Source organism: Mycobacterium colombiense (assembly GCF_001665835.1).
GTDB classification, from domain to species: Bacteria; Actinomycetota; Actinomycetes; order Mycobacteriales; family Mycobacteriaceae; genus Mycobacterium; species Mycobacterium colombiense_A.
Genome location: NZ_LZSX01000027.1, coordinates 59232 through 72868, shown reverse-complemented (window position 1 = coordinate 72868; position 13637 = coordinate 59232). Strand labels below are relative to the sequence as shown.

The 13637-nt window shown below is 65.7% G+C and carries 16 protein-coding genes; 8 read left to right on the top strand and 8 right to left on the bottom strand.

Annotation, left to right across the window (positions count from 1 at the left end; all coding sequences use genetic code 11):
- Positions 1 to 36 precede the first annotated feature (36 nt).
- Positions 37 to 927 (bottom strand): SAM-dependent methyltransferase, encoded by an 891-nt coding sequence (locus A5760_RS05860; RefSeq protein WP_064878566.1) that lies wholly within the window; start codon positions 925 to 927, stop codon positions 37 to 39.
- Between the two features lie 175 nt (positions 928 to 1102).
- On the opposite strand from A5760_RS05860, the gene A5760_RS05855 reads away from it, so the two are divergent.
- Complete coding sequence (locus A5760_RS05855) at positions 1103 to 1858, top strand: haloacid dehalogenase type II (protein WP_064878564.1); 756 nt, start codon at positions 1103 to 1105, stop codon at positions 1856 to 1858.
- 35 nt (positions 1859 to 1893) lie between these two features.
- Here the strand turns inward: A5760_RS05855 and A5760_RS05850 are convergent, their stop codons facing one another.
- On the bottom strand, positions 1894 to 2613 hold the full coding sequence (locus A5760_RS05850) for an NUDIX hydrolase (protein ID WP_064878562.1): 720 nt from the start codon (positions 2611 to 2613) through the stop codon (positions 1894 to 1896).
- Positions 2614 to 2693: 80 nt separating this feature from the next.
- Here A5760_RS05850 and A5760_RS05845 point away from each other — a divergent pair, with 80 nt between their 5' ends.
- Positions 2694 to 3587, top strand: coding sequence for an SCO6745 family protein (locus A5760_RS05845; protein ID WP_064878561.1), 894 nt, complete (start codon positions 2694 to 2696; stop codon positions 3585 to 3587).
- Entirely contained in the window at positions 3584 to 3850 is a 267-nt protein-coding gene (locus A5760_RS05840; protein ID WP_064878559.1) for a YdeI/OmpD-associated family protein, read from the top strand. The genes A5760_RS05845 and A5760_RS05840 overlap by 4 nt, the downstream gene beginning before the upstream one ends.
- 32 nt (positions 3851 to 3882) lie before the next feature.
- On the opposite strand, the gene A5760_RS05835 is transcribed toward A5760_RS05840, so the two are convergent.
- Positions 3883 to 4236: a VOC family protein gene (locus tag A5760_RS05835; RefSeq protein ID WP_064878557.1), complete on the bottom strand. Its 354-nt coding sequence runs from the start codon at positions 4234 to 4236 to the stop codon at positions 3883 to 3885.
- Between the two features lie 918 nt (positions 4237 to 5154).
- Here A5760_RS05835 and A5760_RS26570 point away from each other — a divergent pair.
- From A5760_RS26570 to A5760_RS27540, 3 genes are all read left to right on the top strand, one after another.
- Positions 5155 to 5409 carry a hypothetical protein gene (locus tag A5760_RS26570; RefSeq protein ID WP_155764219.1) on the top strand — a complete coding sequence of 85 codons (255 nt, stop codon included), beginning with the start codon at positions 5155 to 5157 and terminating at the stop codon, positions 5407 to 5409.
- Positions 5410 to 5945: 536 nt separating this feature from the next.
- Entirely contained in the window at positions 5946 to 6431 is a 486-nt protein-coding gene (locus A5760_RS05830; protein WP_064878555.1) for a hypothetical protein, read from the top strand.
- Between the two features lie 138 nt (positions 6432 to 6569).
- Positions 6570 to 6704: a hypothetical protein gene (locus A5760_RS27540; protein ID WP_269198684.1), complete on the top strand. Its 135-nt coding sequence runs from the start codon at positions 6570 to 6572 to the stop codon at positions 6702 to 6704.
- Positions 6705 to 6834: 130 nt separating this feature from the next.
- Here A5760_RS27540 and A5760_RS05825 read toward each other — a convergent pair whose 3' ends face one another.
- From A5760_RS05825 to A5760_RS05810, 4 genes are all read right to left on the bottom strand, one after another.
- Complete coding sequence (locus A5760_RS05825) at positions 6835 to 7350, bottom strand: hypothetical protein (protein ID WP_231122555.1); 516 nt, start codon at positions 7348 to 7350, stop codon at positions 6835 to 6837.
- A gap of 119 nt (positions 7351 to 7469) precedes the next feature.
- Positions 7470 to 8552: a zinc-binding dehydrogenase gene (locus A5760_RS05820; RefSeq protein ID WP_082279360.1), complete on the bottom strand. Its 1083-nt coding sequence runs from the start codon at positions 8550 to 8552 to the stop codon at positions 7470 to 7472.
- The gene (locus tag A5760_RS05815; protein WP_064878551.1) at positions 8549 to 9256 is read right to left on the bottom strand and encodes a phosphonatase-like hydrolase; all 708 of its coding nucleotides are present in this window, start codon (positions 9254 to 9256) and stop codon (positions 8549 to 8551) included. Before A5760_RS05815 ends, A5760_RS05820 begins: the two co-directional genes overlap by 4 nt.
- The gene (locus tag A5760_RS05810; protein ID WP_064878549.1) at positions 9253 to 10017 is read right to left on the bottom strand and encodes a GntR family transcriptional regulator; all 765 of its coding nucleotides are present in this window, start codon (positions 10015 to 10017) and stop codon (positions 9253 to 9255) included. The genes A5760_RS05815 and A5760_RS05810 overlap by 4 nt, the downstream gene beginning before the upstream one ends.
- A 140-nt stretch (positions 10018 to 10157) precedes the next feature.
- Between A5760_RS05810 and A5760_RS05805 the strand changes: the two genes are divergently transcribed.
- A complete protein-coding gene (locus tag A5760_RS05805) occupies positions 10158 to 11579 on the top strand; it encodes an MFS transporter (protein ID WP_082279359.1) in 1422 nt (473 codons plus the stop codon).
- Positions 11580 to 11603: 24 nt separating this feature from the next.
- Here the strand turns inward: A5760_RS05805 and A5760_RS05800 are convergent, their stop codons facing one another.
- Positions 11604 to 12488, bottom strand: coding sequence for a cyclopropane mycolic acid synthase family methyltransferase (locus A5760_RS05800; RefSeq protein WP_064878547.1), 885 nt, complete (start codon positions 12486 to 12488; stop codon positions 11604 to 11606).
- A gap of 347 nt (positions 12489 to 12835) precedes the next feature.
- Here A5760_RS05800 and A5760_RS05795 point away from each other — a divergent pair, with 347 nt between their 5' ends.
- Complete coding sequence (locus tag A5760_RS05795) at positions 12836 to 13411, top strand: hemerythrin domain-containing protein (protein ID WP_064878545.1); 576 nt, start codon at positions 12836 to 12838, stop codon at positions 13409 to 13411.
- The last annotated feature ends 226 nt before the right edge of the window (positions 13412 to 13637 follow it).

Here is a 13637-nt window from a genome sequence, read left to right as displayed (position 1 = left end):
GTCCGTCACATGACAGCCGCAGAGACCGTTCGTCGGTCAGCCTTCGCGGACCGCGGTGAAGAATTTGGTGCGCATCAACCGGTCGAAGACCACGGCCAGCTGCTGGAAGGGCCGTCCATACTCGGTGGCCGCCTTGACGACCAAGTCGACGCCGGTGACCTGCCAACCATGCTGGGCCAGAAAGTCTTTGGTGTCCGTGCGCGGATCGTCGTACCACAGCTCGGCGACCGGCGGATGGGCGGTGTCCTGGCTGATGGTGGGGACGTTGTCGGCGAATTCCTGCACTTCACCGGGCGCCGGTCCGAGCTCGGCGGCCAGGTGGCTGCCGACAGCCGACAAGGCGTGCAGCTTGTCGAAGAGCGCATCCTGTGCTGCCCCAGGCAGATACGGCAGCAAGCCCTCGAGCGCCCATGCCGTTGGTTGGCCGGGGTCGAACCCCGCCGCAATCAGCTCGCCCGCCCAATCGTCGCGTAAGTCGGTGGCGACGGTGACGCGTCGCGTCGACGGTGTGGCGCCCTGCCGGTCGAGGACTTGCTGCTTGAATTCAAGCACCCGCGGTTGGTCGACTTCGAAAAGCGCATGCCCGGCGGGCCATTCCAGGCGGTACGCCCGAGAATCCAGTCCCGCCGCCAGGATCACCGCCTGGCGCGCTCCGGATCGACTGGCGGCAGCGAAGAACTCATCGAAGAACCGCGTCCGTACCCCGACCCACTGCGCGTTGAACGCCGCCGCGCTGCTCATGTCCGCGTTGTCAACTGCCGCAATCAGATTCGGTTCACCGGCGGCGGCCACAAAGCCTGCGGCAAAATCGTCGTTCGCCAGCGGCGGACTCAGCGCGGCGTCGAGCGCACGCGCCGCGCAAACGGCCAACGCGGTGAAGCCGACACTCGTCACGATATCCCAGGTGTCGCCGGCACTTCGGGCCACAACGGCCTCCAATCATCGATTGAGCCGCCGAACTTTCGTTCGCACGGCTAACGATATCGTACGCCGCGCGCCGGCCGGGCGCATCGTGACCCGATCAGGCCTGCGATGCGGCGCTCGCGTCGATTCCCAACACTCGCGCCGGTTGCGCCGCCGAGCGCGGCGTTAGCCTGAGGAAATGACCGATTACCGCTCGCCCTCGACCGGCCGCGCAGTGCGTGCCGTCCTGTTCGACACTTTCGGAACGGTCGTCGACTGGCGTTCCGGGATCGCGGCCTCGGTAGGGCATTTCGCGCACCGCCATCACCTCAGTCTCGACCCCGCCGCGTTTGCGCTGGAGTGGCGCGGCCGCTACCTCCCGTCGATGGCCGAAGTCCGCTCGGGCCGTCGCGAATTCGTGTCGCTCGACGTCTTGCATCGAGAGAACCTGCTCGCAGCGTTCCAGAAGTTCGGCGTCGCCGCCGAGGCCCTGCCCGGCAGGGAGGTGGACGACCTGGCCCGGTCATGGCGGTGGCTGCCACCGTGGCCGGACAGCGTCGAGGGCATCGCGGCCATGAAGCGGCACGTGGTCGTCGGACCACTGTCCAACGGCAACACCGGACTGCTCGTCGACATGGCGAAGTACGCCGGCCTGCCGTGGGATGTGGTGCTCGGATCCGATGTCAGCAAGGCCTTCAAGCCCGACCCGCGTGCGTACCAGACGCCCGCGCAGTTGCTGGGCCTGGAACCCGGCGAGGTGATGCTGGTGGCGGCACACCCCTCCGACCTCGATGCGGCCCAGACCAGCGGGCTGGCCACCGGTTTCGTCGCGCGGCCAGAGGAATACGGGCCTGGCCTGCCGACGGACCCGACGCCCCCGGGCGCCTGGGACGTCTCGGGCACATCGCTGGTCGAATTGGCGACCTCGCTGTTCGGGGCGCCGGGGCAACGCTGACGTCAGTCGCCCTCGCAGGAGGCGTTGGGCGACAGCTACTTCCAGGCGAAGACCGGTTGTTCCAAATCATCAACCGGGTCGGCTCGCCCTTCCAGTCCCAGCCAACGCAATTGCAGCAGCACAGCGCCGGTCGGGGCGTGGATGAGGTCATTGCCCAGCGGGATCTGCACGACCGGTCGCGGGCTCTCCGGAATGGTGATGAATCGCGGCGAGTCGTCCCGCTGGAGTTGGTGCAGCCCCACCCGGTACACGGCCACCACCTCATCGGGCGCGGGCCGAAGGTCGAGCCGCCCCCCTCCCCAGACCACCACCGGGGTGATCACATACCCGGACCGGGTCGGATAGTCGTCGAGCAACCCCAGCACGGTCGAATCGGCAAGCTCGATGCCGACCTCCTCCCGCAATTCCCGCAGCGCCGCGTCGACCGCGGTCTCGCCCGGATCGAGGCGGCCGCCGGGCAGTGCCCACTGCGCCGCATGTGAGTTTAGCCGAGATGCCCTGCGGCACAGTAAGAAAGCGGCGCCGCCGGACACGTCGACCATGCGGCCGTCCAAATGGGCGGCGGGCGACGGGCGCCCGGCGTTCCACTCGTGCACCGACACCGGATCGACCCGGTCCTCCCCCACCTCCGAATCCACCAGTACCACCGCGACGGCCGCGTGCCGCTTCGTCGGATCGGTTACCGCGCGGCGGTGGTGGCCGGCCAGGTTGTTCCGAATCCGCTCACGCAATGGCTGGTCATACGGGATGGTCACTTCTCGAGCCTAGGCTGAGGCGCTTTTTGGGCCGCAGCTCCGTGCTTGGTCGTGGCCGGCGCCAGTGGTTAACTGCGAGCATGCGACGACAACCGGCCCTGGCCCGACGCTTCTTCGATCGCTATGAGCCCGTGCACGCGGTGACCTATTTTGCACCAGAGGCGCGGTCGGCGTTGGACGCGCTGGGTTACCGGGGTTTCTGGATGGGTTATTTCGCGGCCCGCTCGGCACCGTTGGGCGCGGCGCCCCGCGAGGTGGTCAGCGCGATCTTCTACAACTTCGCACCCGAACGGGTCGCCAAGGCGCTGCCTGCGGCGTGGGAGATCGCGGGTCCGCAGGCCGCGTTGCAGGCCCGGCAAGAGTCCGCGGTGGCGGCGCTGCGCCGCTACGGCCTGGGTGCGGACGAAAAGATCCGCGTTGCAGCCGAACTGGCGGGCCGGGCGGCGCGTCACGCTCCGCTCGACGCGCGCCCGCTGTTCGCCGCGAACCTGGCGCTGCCCTGGCCGGATGACCCGCTGTCCGCGCTCTGGCAGGCCACGACGCTGCTGCGCGAGCAGCGTGGCGACGCGCACGTGGCGGTGCTGGCCGCGGCCGGCATCTCCGGGCGCGAATCCAACGTCTTACACGCCGCGGCGGGCAATGTCTCTCGCGACTACATCGCCCGCACCCGCGACTACGACGAGACCACTTGGCGTCACCACGAGCAACGGCTTGCCGAGCGGGGGCTGCTCAACGACGACGGAACACTGACCTCGGCCGGACGGGAACTTAAGGACCACATCGAATTGACCACCGACACACTGGCCCTGTCCGCGCTCGACGCGCTCGGCGACGACGAGGTGGAGACGCTGTTCCAGGCGCTCACCCCGATCACCCGCGCCGTGGTCGCGGGCGGTGATGTCCCCGCTCTCACCCCGATGACATTGCGCCGCGACGAATTACACGATGACAGCGCGCATCTGGTCAGCCAGTGAGCGGCCAGCGCGTGCCCGGCGGCGTCGTGCACAAGTTGCCTGCGGACCTGCGCGAGTCGCTGATCGGCAACGCGACCGCGCTCGCCGCCTGGCGGGACATCACGCCGCTGGCCCGAAACGAATTCATCTGCTGGGTCGAGGATGCCAAGCAGCCGGCGACCCGGGAACGCCGCATCCGCCGGACCCAGGAGGAGCTGGAAGAGGGCAAGCGCCGGCCCTGCTGCTGGCCGGGCTGCAAACACCGCGAGCGCACCGGAAAGTAAACGCGCACCGGCACTCTCGGAATGCCGCGCTGCTATCGGGCCAATGGCTTGTAGAACACCAAGCCGTTGCCCTTGTTGTCATAGACCACGGCGCGTCGTTCATGGGCATCGTCATAAGGGCCCTTCACGATGCCGCCGCCGCTGGCCTCGACGGCCTTTGCGGCCGCATCGACGTCCGCGGTCTTGATGCCGACCACGACCTGCCCGGGGATGGGGTGGTCGACCGCGGTCGCCAGCGCCAGTGTGACCGGGCCCGCGTCGAGGGCCGCGAAGTGCGCGCCATCGCGAAACTTCAGAGGCATGCCCAGGGTCTCGCTGTAAAACCGGATCGACTCATCCAGGTCGTCGGTGGACAAGATGATCATCTTTGCTTCGTGCTCGCCCATGGCGCCTCCTGTGTCTGGATCGCTACCAGACTAGGCCGCCGCGTCGCGCGCAGGTCGCACCGGACGGAAACGCCTGGCCATCAAGGCAATCCGTCGGCAGCCCACCGCCGAGTCCCGCGCCGAGCTCGGCGACCACGATGGCCAGTGCCGGAGCGCCCTCAATTGTCCCCACCACGACCACCCTGTCGTTGACCGTAAAAAGCGGTGCGGTGCCGTAGGGAGGAAGCATCCGCAGGTTGGACCCGCGGCCACGCCAACGTCGTGTGTCCGGTCAAGACCCCAAATTTGTAGTCGACTGCGTAAGAAACAGGTAGTCGACTACTCACGCCGGCCGCGGTGGGGTGTGGAAGCGTCCTCGATGTCCTCAAATGGACAACGACCTGGACCTACTGGAAAGGACTGAAGCAATGTTAGCTGTGGCTGGAGTAATTATCGCGGGCACCATGGCCGTCGCGGGGTATGCGATTTATAAAAATGTGACCGCGCCGAAACCGAAGCAGTAACAACTCGCAATACCTCGGGTCAAAAGGTGGCGCGCGGTTCAGCATGTGCTTAGGCGCCACCGGCGACAAGGGGCCGGGTTTACTTCGACGGTGAAGGAGCTTTGACAGCGCACCGTCTCCACGTGGGGCCCGGCCCCAACTCGGGCACTTGCCGGCGATTGGATAGTCAGCGTCGGAGTGAAACATGCCATTTTCATAACGCCACAAATACAGACCGGTCTACCAATCAGGCTGAGGGAGTTGATGATGGACATAGAGGTTAAATCGATCGCCGCGGCCGCGGTGGCCGTCGCTGCGATCGCGTATGGAGCATACAAACTGGCGACACGGTCGTCGAAGCCCCAAACGTAGGGGACCGACCGCTTTTCCGTCACAGATGATCTCGGGCCGAACAAACAACCAAGGAGAATAACCGATGACTAGTCAACCTGGACTCGAAGTCGTGGTCAAAGGCGACCTGCCTCAAGAGGTCCTCGCGAAGATAAGCATGGCGGTGCAAAGAACGGTTCGCGACGAAGTCGCCACTATCGACCTATTGAACGGTTATACAGAAGAAGCACCGACGCCGGCAATGCCCGCCTCTGAAGTCGTGGCGGAACGCACAATTCCCGGCTTTCCGCCCGGTCACATTTTGGGCATCATCTTCAATCCGCCCGTCAAGGGGACCTGAGTCATGAGCGTTCCTCCCGCCCATGAGACTCACGGAGAAGGTGCGCTGACGTGCCCCAGTCGTGACTGCGTCTCCGGGAATCTGCTCATCGGCGTAGTTCGAGCGGATGGCACCGTGGCGCGGATGCATCCCCCGGCAGAGATCGACGACAACTTCGTCAGCCGTGCGTGTCACGCAAGTTCTTGGCCAGCAGAAGCGCGCTTCCGTTTCAGCGGCCCGTGCGTTACCGGCGCATGCGAAAACTGGACGGGCACCCGGTGCGCAGTCGGCGATGCGATCACTGCGGCCGCAAGTACGGAACGCGCGCCGTTGCAACCTCTCCCGCGGTGCGAGATCCGTCCCACATGCAGGTGGTGGTCACAGAACGGCGCGACCGCATGCCGCATGTGTTCGTTGGTTGTCCACACACCGCTCGACAATGCACGAGCATCGCTGCGCGATCCGCAAACGATGACATTTCGGCAATTCTCCGCGCCCGAGATGACTGGTCCCAGTAGGCCGGCCAATGGCGAACTCAAGGAAGGAACGATCCGATCATGAAGACTGATGACTCCGTCAACCGAGAGACCAAGGTAGACCCGCACGCCGCGGCGATCAACAACCCGCCGATGTCCGATCCGGCGACAGCAATCCCCGGACGCTACGAGAACAACGTATTCGAGCCCGGAACTTCTAAATACCAAACGCTCATTCTCACCGAACACGGCACCTATCAATACACGTACAGCGCAAAGGTGACGGGCATTCCCGTCTGGGATGCGGAGCCGGTCAAGCCCAATGGGCCGCCCTGGAATGTGGGGTCGCCGAGCTCGGGCGAGAACTCGGGACTTTGGTCGCAGGTTCCGGATACGGACCCTTTGCAAATCACCCTCCAGGAGCACACTGATTCAGGCGGTACCGAAGCATTCATGACGCTGATATGCAACGGAAACACATTGACCAATCCCGACTCGCCAGTTGGCGAGGTGTGGAAACGCACCGGACCACCTGTACCGGTTATTCCGCCGATCATCATGGACTGAATCGACTCACCGCTATTCGCAGAAGGGTCGCATGTCGACCCCGGCGCCGTAGTTGGGAGTTGGCGAGCGCGTAGCTATCCGCAGGCAATATGCCGAGTGGTTATCGATCAGGAAAACACGAGTTGAGAGTGAGGAAAAATGGGTGCTGTCGCTGTAGGTCTTGCGGTCGGAACGGCTGTTGCGATCGCGATCGTCGGTTACCACATCTACCAGAACAACAAGACACCGGTGACCACCGGTGGCTCGGACGCCGGTGGTGACCGCCCCCAGTAGGTTGAGCGATCGCCGTGTGTCGCGGGTGGGCACCAGCATCGCGACATCGCGTGAGCAAGCCCTCGAAATGCCTTCTCCCCCAGGTTAATCGCTGGGACCGGATCGCCACCAGCCTAGCGCCGCGTTGCGCTCAGGCGGCGCCGGCCGGAACCGCCTGGCCGTCAAGGTAATCCATCGGTGGAGCCTCACCGTGGCCGGCACCTCGGTATGCCACCGCGGTGGCCACTGCCGTACCGCCCTCGATCGTTCCGACCACGACGACCTTGTCATTGACCGTGAAATGCGGTGCGTCGGTGACGGGTTGGCGTGCGCCATGCGTGACGACGGTGGTGTTCGGGGTGAAGCGGTAGGTCTGGATGTGCCCGTCCGCGCCGCGCATGGTCACCGAGTCTGCCGACACCGCCACCACGGTGCCTTCCTGACTCACCGGCTGCGAGATGGCCGGCGGCTCGAGAGTGGCGGCGACACTGCGCTTCTCGTGCTGGCCTCCGTTGAGCACCAACGCTGTCGCGCACGCGGCGCACAACAGCGAAGCGGAGATGATGTCGCATACCTTCGCAGCGCCGGACAGGCCACGCCACCGACCGCGATCGGTCGACGTCGGCCTTTGCTCCGGTGACTGCGGCATGCGGTGTTTGGCGCTCACGGTCGGTCCTTCCAGCGGCGTTGCGCCGAGGAAAACCGGCACCCACCGAATGAGGTTGTTGCTGTGGAATTACCCGCGGATCTGGGGCGGTAAACCCAGATCTACCGCGACTGCCCTTGTCAAGGGGCGATCGAGTATCGCGGCACAGGTCCCGCGGGGGCGGCCAGCAGGGCACCGAGGTCCTCGAGGGATCCGGGGTCGGCGACCAACTCGTGCCACGGGAAACGCTCGCACGTTCGGTACAAAAAGGTCAGTGCCGCCGCCAGGTGTCGCGGTTCGTAGTTGTGTACGCCGAGGATGGAAAGTTGACGGCGCACTACCGACTCGGCGTCGACCGCCACGGCCGCATTCGGTGCGACGGAGCCGGCGAGGACGGCTATCCCCTGGACGTCAAGGGCTGCCAGCCCGTCTTCCAGGGCATCCGGTACGCCGGAGAATTCCAGCAATATGTCGTTCGGGTCTGCGTCGCGGACCGAATCCCGCACGGCGGTGGCGCCGAATCGCCGTGCCAATTGTCTTCTGGCCGCGGCGGGGTCGACCGCGGTCACCGCGCAAGCGCCCGCACACACGGCGGCAGCGATCGCGGTCAGCCCGAGCATGCCGGCGCCGAGCACAACGACTCGGCGGCCGGCCAGGTTTCCCGCGCGTTCGACGACGGCCATGACCGTCGCCGTAGCACAAGACGCAGGTGCGGCAACCGAATCGCTGAGGTGATCATCGACCACGGCAACGGGTAAGCCGCGCGGGAGCAGCACGTGCTGGGCGTACCCGCCGGACAGCCCCCATTCGGAGTTCAGCGCCTCATGGCCGGCCTTGCGCACGACCCGGCACTTCGCCGTGGCGCCGGTCAGACACCGGTCGCAGGTGCCGCACGGCCACGTCACGCTCCAGATGACGCGTTGACCGACGCGCAACGGCCGCCCGTCCACGGCCCGTGGTTGGCCGGCGCCCAGCGCCACGATCTCACCGACGGTCTCGTGGCCCAGGATCGACGGACACGGCTGTCGGCGCCGTCCGCTCACCGTGTGCCTGTCGCTACCGCACACCGTGGCAAGCCTGACTCGCACCAACGCATCACCGGGCCCCAGCGGGGGCACGGCCACCGATTCCACCGCGATGTCGGCGCCGCCACGCCACACGGCCGCCAATGTGTGGTCGATCCGGATGGCAGCCTTCTGGGCCGAGGGCGTCGGCTGCGTCACGCGGGACCGGCCGCCACGTTGCGTAGCTCGAGGAGCGTGGGCAGGTCGGCCACCGACGCGACCAGATGGGTGTGCCGATGTCTGCCGAGTTCGACCGCGTCCCCGGCTCCGGACAGGACACCGACGACGAACGCCGCACCCGAATTGGTTCCGGCTTGCAGGTCACGCGGGGTATCTCCGGCGACGAGTACGCGGTCCACGTCGACGACACCGAGGTTCTCCATCGCCCGGAAGATCATAAAGGGCGCCGGGCGCCCAGCCGCCACGTCGCTGCCGCAGACGACGTCGTCCACCACCGATTCGCCTTGCCAACCCAAAGCGGAGATCAGTGAATCGACAATGTCGCGATCGAACCCGGTGGTGAGCGCGACCCGGATGCCGGCGGAACGCAGTGCGGCCATCGCGTCGGTAACTCCGGGCAGCGGGCGCGGTGGAGAGATGGCGTAGGCGGCCGTCAGCCGGGAACGGAAATCGGCCACCACGGTGTCCAGCAGGTCCGCACTCGGGGGCTCACCACCGGGTGCGGTGAGCAGCGCACGCAGCGCCTCGTGTTTGGCCGCCCCGTGCCAGCGGGCGATGTCGGCCGGTGACGGTGCTGCGCCATAGGCGATCGCCGTTTCGGCCAGAACCCGGTAGACCTGCTGACCCTCGTCGACGGTGGTGCCGGCCATGTCCAGTACGGCCAGTTCGAGCCGGGCGATCATCGGGCGTCGGCCTCCGATCCGGGCTTGGCATTTCGGGTGAGGGCGCAGCGCGCGTCCAGGGTGTTCTCGAGTGTGAAGCTGACCATGGCCGGCAGATAGCGGTCGTCGTGGTATTCGATGATCTCGCCGCCGGCTCCTCGGGTGATCCGCTGCTGCCTTAGCAGCGGATCACCTTGCGCCACAGAGAGATGCGCAGAATCGAGGGGATCGGCCGCGATCGCGTCGATGACGTGTGAAGCGGTCGAGAACCGCACCCCTTGCGACAACAGATAGGCCCATAACGACCCTGAGTCGCAATCGAAGTCGAACAACCGGCGACCGACGTTCTCGACGAAGGTCGCGCGTTCCAGCATCGCGGGCTCGCCGTCGAGGTAGCGCAATCGCAACATCTGCACGACCGGCGCTCCCTCGTCGATCTGGAGTACCGACGCCGCGTGTTGATCCGCTCGCCGCAAGGCCAATTCGAGCGTGCGCTGTCCGGGCGTGCGCCCGATTGAATGGGCCCAGGCGGAGTAGGACAGCAGGGTGTCGAACGGCTGGCCGATCGAAGTCGTGCGTACGACCGGCCGTTTCCCGCGACCGCCGGCGATCACCCCTTCGGCGCGCAGTGCGGCCAGCGCCTGGCGCACGGGTCCGCGTGACGCCTTCCACCGGTCACAGAGCTGGGATTCCGACGGAAGCTCGGAACCCACGGGCAGATCTCCCGCCCGGATTTGCTCCCGCAGGCTGTCGGCGATCATTTCGTGCAGCGCCATTGCCATGCACTTGACTATACATGCTTTCGGTACGGCATCCGGTCCTGTCGCCGCCGAACCCTGTTGTGGTTAACGGGTATTGAACATCACCGTAAAGAACGGTACTCCGTTGACTTGTCTTCGGTGCGTGTTGGACCGTACTTATCATGACAAGTTTGGAGAGCCGGCACGATGCTGGGGCCGCCGGATCGGCACCTGTCGGTGTCGTCAGGTCGATCGACGACGCAAAGCTCGACATTTTCCACTTCAAGGCGGCCGCGACCGCCGGCGCCGGATTCTTCACGGACTCCTACGATCTCAACGTCATCGGCACGGTAACCCTGCTGGCCACTCCGCAGTTCCGTCTCACCGGCGGGCAGATTTCGATGCTGACGAGCTCGACCCTGCTGGCAGTCGCGTTGGGCGCCATAGCCTTCGGGCGCCTCGGCGACATGCTCGGCCGGCGGCGGGTCTACGGTCTTGAAGCGGTCTTGATGATCATCGGGGCATTGCTCTCCGCGTTCGCTCCCAACTTCACTGTCCTGCTCATCGCGCGGCTGATATTGGGAATCGGTATCGGAGGCGACTATCCCGCCAGCGGCGTCATCATGGCCGAATACGCCAACCGGCGAAACCGCGGTCAACTGGTCGGCCTGACCTTCATCTTCTATGTGTTCGGTCAGGTCGTCGCCTACCTCGTCAGCGTCCTGGTACTGGCCATCGGCGTTCCCGATCACATCGCCTGGCGGCTGATACTCGGGATGGGAGTCATCCCGTCGCTGCTGGTGCTGTATCAGCGTCGTCACATGCCCGAGTCGCCGCGCTGGACCGCCGAGCGTGGTGACGAACAGCAGGCGCTGAAAGACTTTGCGGCGTTTGCTCAATCGCGCGCCACATTCACCTCGCCCACCGTCGGTGCGACTCCTGCCGCCAAGATCGGACTGTCCAATCGGAAAGTCCTCACCATCCTGTTGGGCACCGCCGGGAGCTGGTTCTTCTTCAATGTCGCCGTCTACGGCAGCTACGTCAGCCAACCCCTGCTCATCAAGCACATCGCGCCCCACGGCAGCGTGGTGTCCAACATCGCCCTCAACGCGGTGCTGGTCATTTGTTTCGGTCTCGGCGGCGCGATCGCCGGCCTGCTGGTGCTGGACCGCATGCCCCGACGTGTGCTGCAGGCACTCGGTTTCGGTATCTGCGCGTTGGCGATGCTGTTGATAACGGCCTTTCCCATCATCAGCGCCTCGGTGGTGCCGTTCGCGATCGTGTTCGGCATGTCTTTGTTCGGCGTCGCCTTCGGACCCAACTACACGACGATGCTTCTCGCGGCGGAGTCGTACCCCACGGCCGTCCGCAGTACGTTCCACGGGCTTTCTTCCGCCATCGCGAAAGTCGGGGCCTTCCTGGGTGCTCTTTTTGTGCCGCTCCTGCTCAGCGGGGCCGGGTTACGGGCGGTGACGTTGTTGGGCTTCTGCTGCTACGCCGCAGGGATCGCCACGACCTTCCTGGTACGCGAACCCGGCGGACTGGCGCTGGACGACGTCAGCGACGGCCTTCGCCTCAAAGCCGTTGTCGCGCAATCTGTTTGAGCGGACGGTCCGGCGGCTGGTGCGTCAGCCCTTGGTCAGGGTGAACTGCGCGACGTCGGTGTAGCCCTCGCGGAACAGGTCCGCGCATCCGGTCAGGTACCTCATGTACCGGTCGTAGACCTCTTCGGACTGAATCGCGATGGCCTCGTCCCGGCGCGCCTCGAGCGCGGCCGACCAGGTGTCGAGGGTGCGGGCATAGTGCAGGCGCAGCGGCTGAATCAGCTTCACACCGAAGCCGGCGCGCTCGGCGTGCTCCACGACGCCCTTGGCCTGCGGCAGGTCTCCGCCCGGGAAGATCTCGTCCATGATGAATTTCATGAAGCGCAACTTCGTCATGGTGATGGGCAGCCCGCGCTCCGCGAATTCCTCGTCGCTGGGCTTGATGATGGTGTGCAGCATCATGACGCCGTCGGCCGGTAGCGCCTCGTAGGCCTTCTTGAAGAATTCGTCGTACCGGTCGCGCCCGAAGTGCTCGAAGGCGCCGATCGACACGATCCGGTCGACCTTCTCGTCGAACTGCTCCCAGCCCTGCAGCAGCACCCGCTTGGTCCGCTGCGAAGGATGGCTGTCCAGGCGGCGCTGCACGTGTGCCTGCTGATTGCGGCTGAGCGTGAGGCCGATGACGTTGACGTCGTAGTTCTCCAGGCCGCGGATGATCGTGGTGCCCCACCCGCACCCGATGTCGAGCAACGTCATGCCCGGCTGCAGCCCAAGCTTGCCCAGCGACAGGTCGACCTTGGCGTACTGCGCCTCTTCCAGCGTCATGTCATCGCGCTCGAAATAGGCGCAGCTATAGGTCCGCGTCGGGTCCAGGAAGAGCGCGAAGAATTCGTCGGACAGGTCGTAGTGCGCTTGTACGTCCTCGAAATGCGGTTCCAAGCTGACGGCATCGCCGGGTTTTTCGGACAAGGCACAACCTCTGACTGATTCTTATTGGGTTAGCGGGTGCGATCGAAGCTGATCGGCGGACTGACCGCCCCAGTGTATCCGCCCGGATAATCGCCTCCTCCCGGTGAGTTCCTGTTCAGGGCCCGCGGCGCCGACGGGCGGTGGCCGGCGGTGTCGCCGGCGGCGCTCGGCCACCAGAGGGCTTACGCGCGTCAAATTGGTGATTCCATTGGCGTGCAGAACAACTCGGACAAAGGCCGGACGCCGGGGAGCGAACCCGGTTGACGGATCCCGCGTCGGGTTGTTACCTCAGCTGGTAAACGGGGTAAGCCCCGGCTGACCGGGATCCAGGGAGGCGGAACTCTGCGATGGCAGACATCACCAGGTTGATCCTGGCCGACCATGAGTGGTTCCGCGAACAGTTCGCGCGCCTGGACGATCTGCAGGCCCAGCGCCCCGACGACCAGGCCGCGCTCAAGCGAGTGTGGGGTCCGCTCGCCGACAAACTCGACGTGCACGCCTACATCGAAGAAAGGATCTTCTACCCGCAGTTGCTGAAACGCGGCGGTGACGACGCCGAGGGCGAGACCCTCGACGCGATCGGCGATCACAACGACATTCGCGACGGTGTGCGCGACGCCAACGCCGCCGCGCTGGGCAGCGAGCAGTGGTGGGCCGCCGTCGGGCGCACCCGGCAGGCCAACGACGATCACATGGGCGAGGAGGAGCGCGAAGGGCTGTCGGACTTTCGCCGCAACGCCCCCATCGGGCTCCGCGAGGCGCTCGGCCGTCAATTCAGCGAGTTCATGGCCGAGCACCCGACCACCGAGGGGCTGCCGATCACCGATCGTGACCCGCAGGGCTACGTCGAGCAATTCGAGGACTCGCCGCCATCCAAGGCCGCCGACTTTTCGCTGCGGATCGGGAGCTTGAAAGGCCAATGAGTTACGCCGCGAACGAGCGGACGTGACGCGAATAACCAATTTCGGCTCCGAAGGCGGCGCGGTGTCGTGGTCGGCGGTGTCGGCGGCGTCGGCGATGCGCGCCTAGCTGGCGTTTCCGGAACCGATCACGTCCGCCCGCGGCCTGGCCGGATGATCGCGGCGGTCTCGGGGTACCCCGCAGAAGGGTCTGATTACCCGACCCCGCTGGTTCGCCCCGGGAATGTTT

Excerpts from the sequence above, each read along its gene's own strand:
- A5760_RS05810 (WP_064878549.1), bottom strand. The coding sequence starts at position 10,017 with ATGGCAATGGCGCTGCACGAAATGATCGCCGACAGCCTGCGGGAGCAA.
- A5760_RS05815 (WP_064878551.1), bottom strand. The coding sequence starts at position 9,256 with ATGATCGCCCGGCTCGAACTGGCCGTACTGGACATGGCCGGCACCACC.
- A5760_RS26570 (WP_155764219.1), top strand. The coding sequence starts at position 5,155 with ATGACTAGTCAACCTGGACTCGAAGTCGTGGTCAAAGGCGACCTGCCT.
- A5760_RS05855 (WP_064878564.1), top strand. The coding sequence starts at position 1,103 with ATGACCGATTACCGCTCGCCCTCGACCGGCCGCGCAGTGCGTGCCGTC.
- A5760_RS27540 (WP_269198684.1), top strand. The coding sequence starts at position 6,570 with ATGGGTGCTGTCGCTGTAGGTCTTGCGGTCGGAACGGCTGTTGCGATC.
- A5760_RS05805 (WP_082279359.1), top strand. The coding sequence starts at position 10,158 with ATGACAAGTTTGGAGAGCCGGCACGATGCTGGGGCCGCCGGATCGGCA.
- A5760_RS05845 (WP_064878561.1), top strand. The coding sequence starts at position 2,694 with ATGCGACGACAACCGGCCCTGGCCCGACGCTTCTTCGATCGCTATGAG.
- A5760_RS05795 (WP_064878545.1), top strand. The coding sequence starts at position 12,836 with ATGGCAGACATCACCAGGTTGATCCTGGCCGACCATGAGTGGTTCCGC.
- A5760_RS05830 (WP_064878555.1), top strand. The coding sequence starts at position 5,946 with ATGAAGACTGATGACTCCGTCAACCGAGAGACCAAGGTAGACCCGCAC.
- A5760_RS05835 (WP_064878557.1), bottom strand. The coding sequence starts at position 4,236 with ATGGGCGAGCACGAAGCAAAGATGATCATCTTGTCCACCGACGACCTG.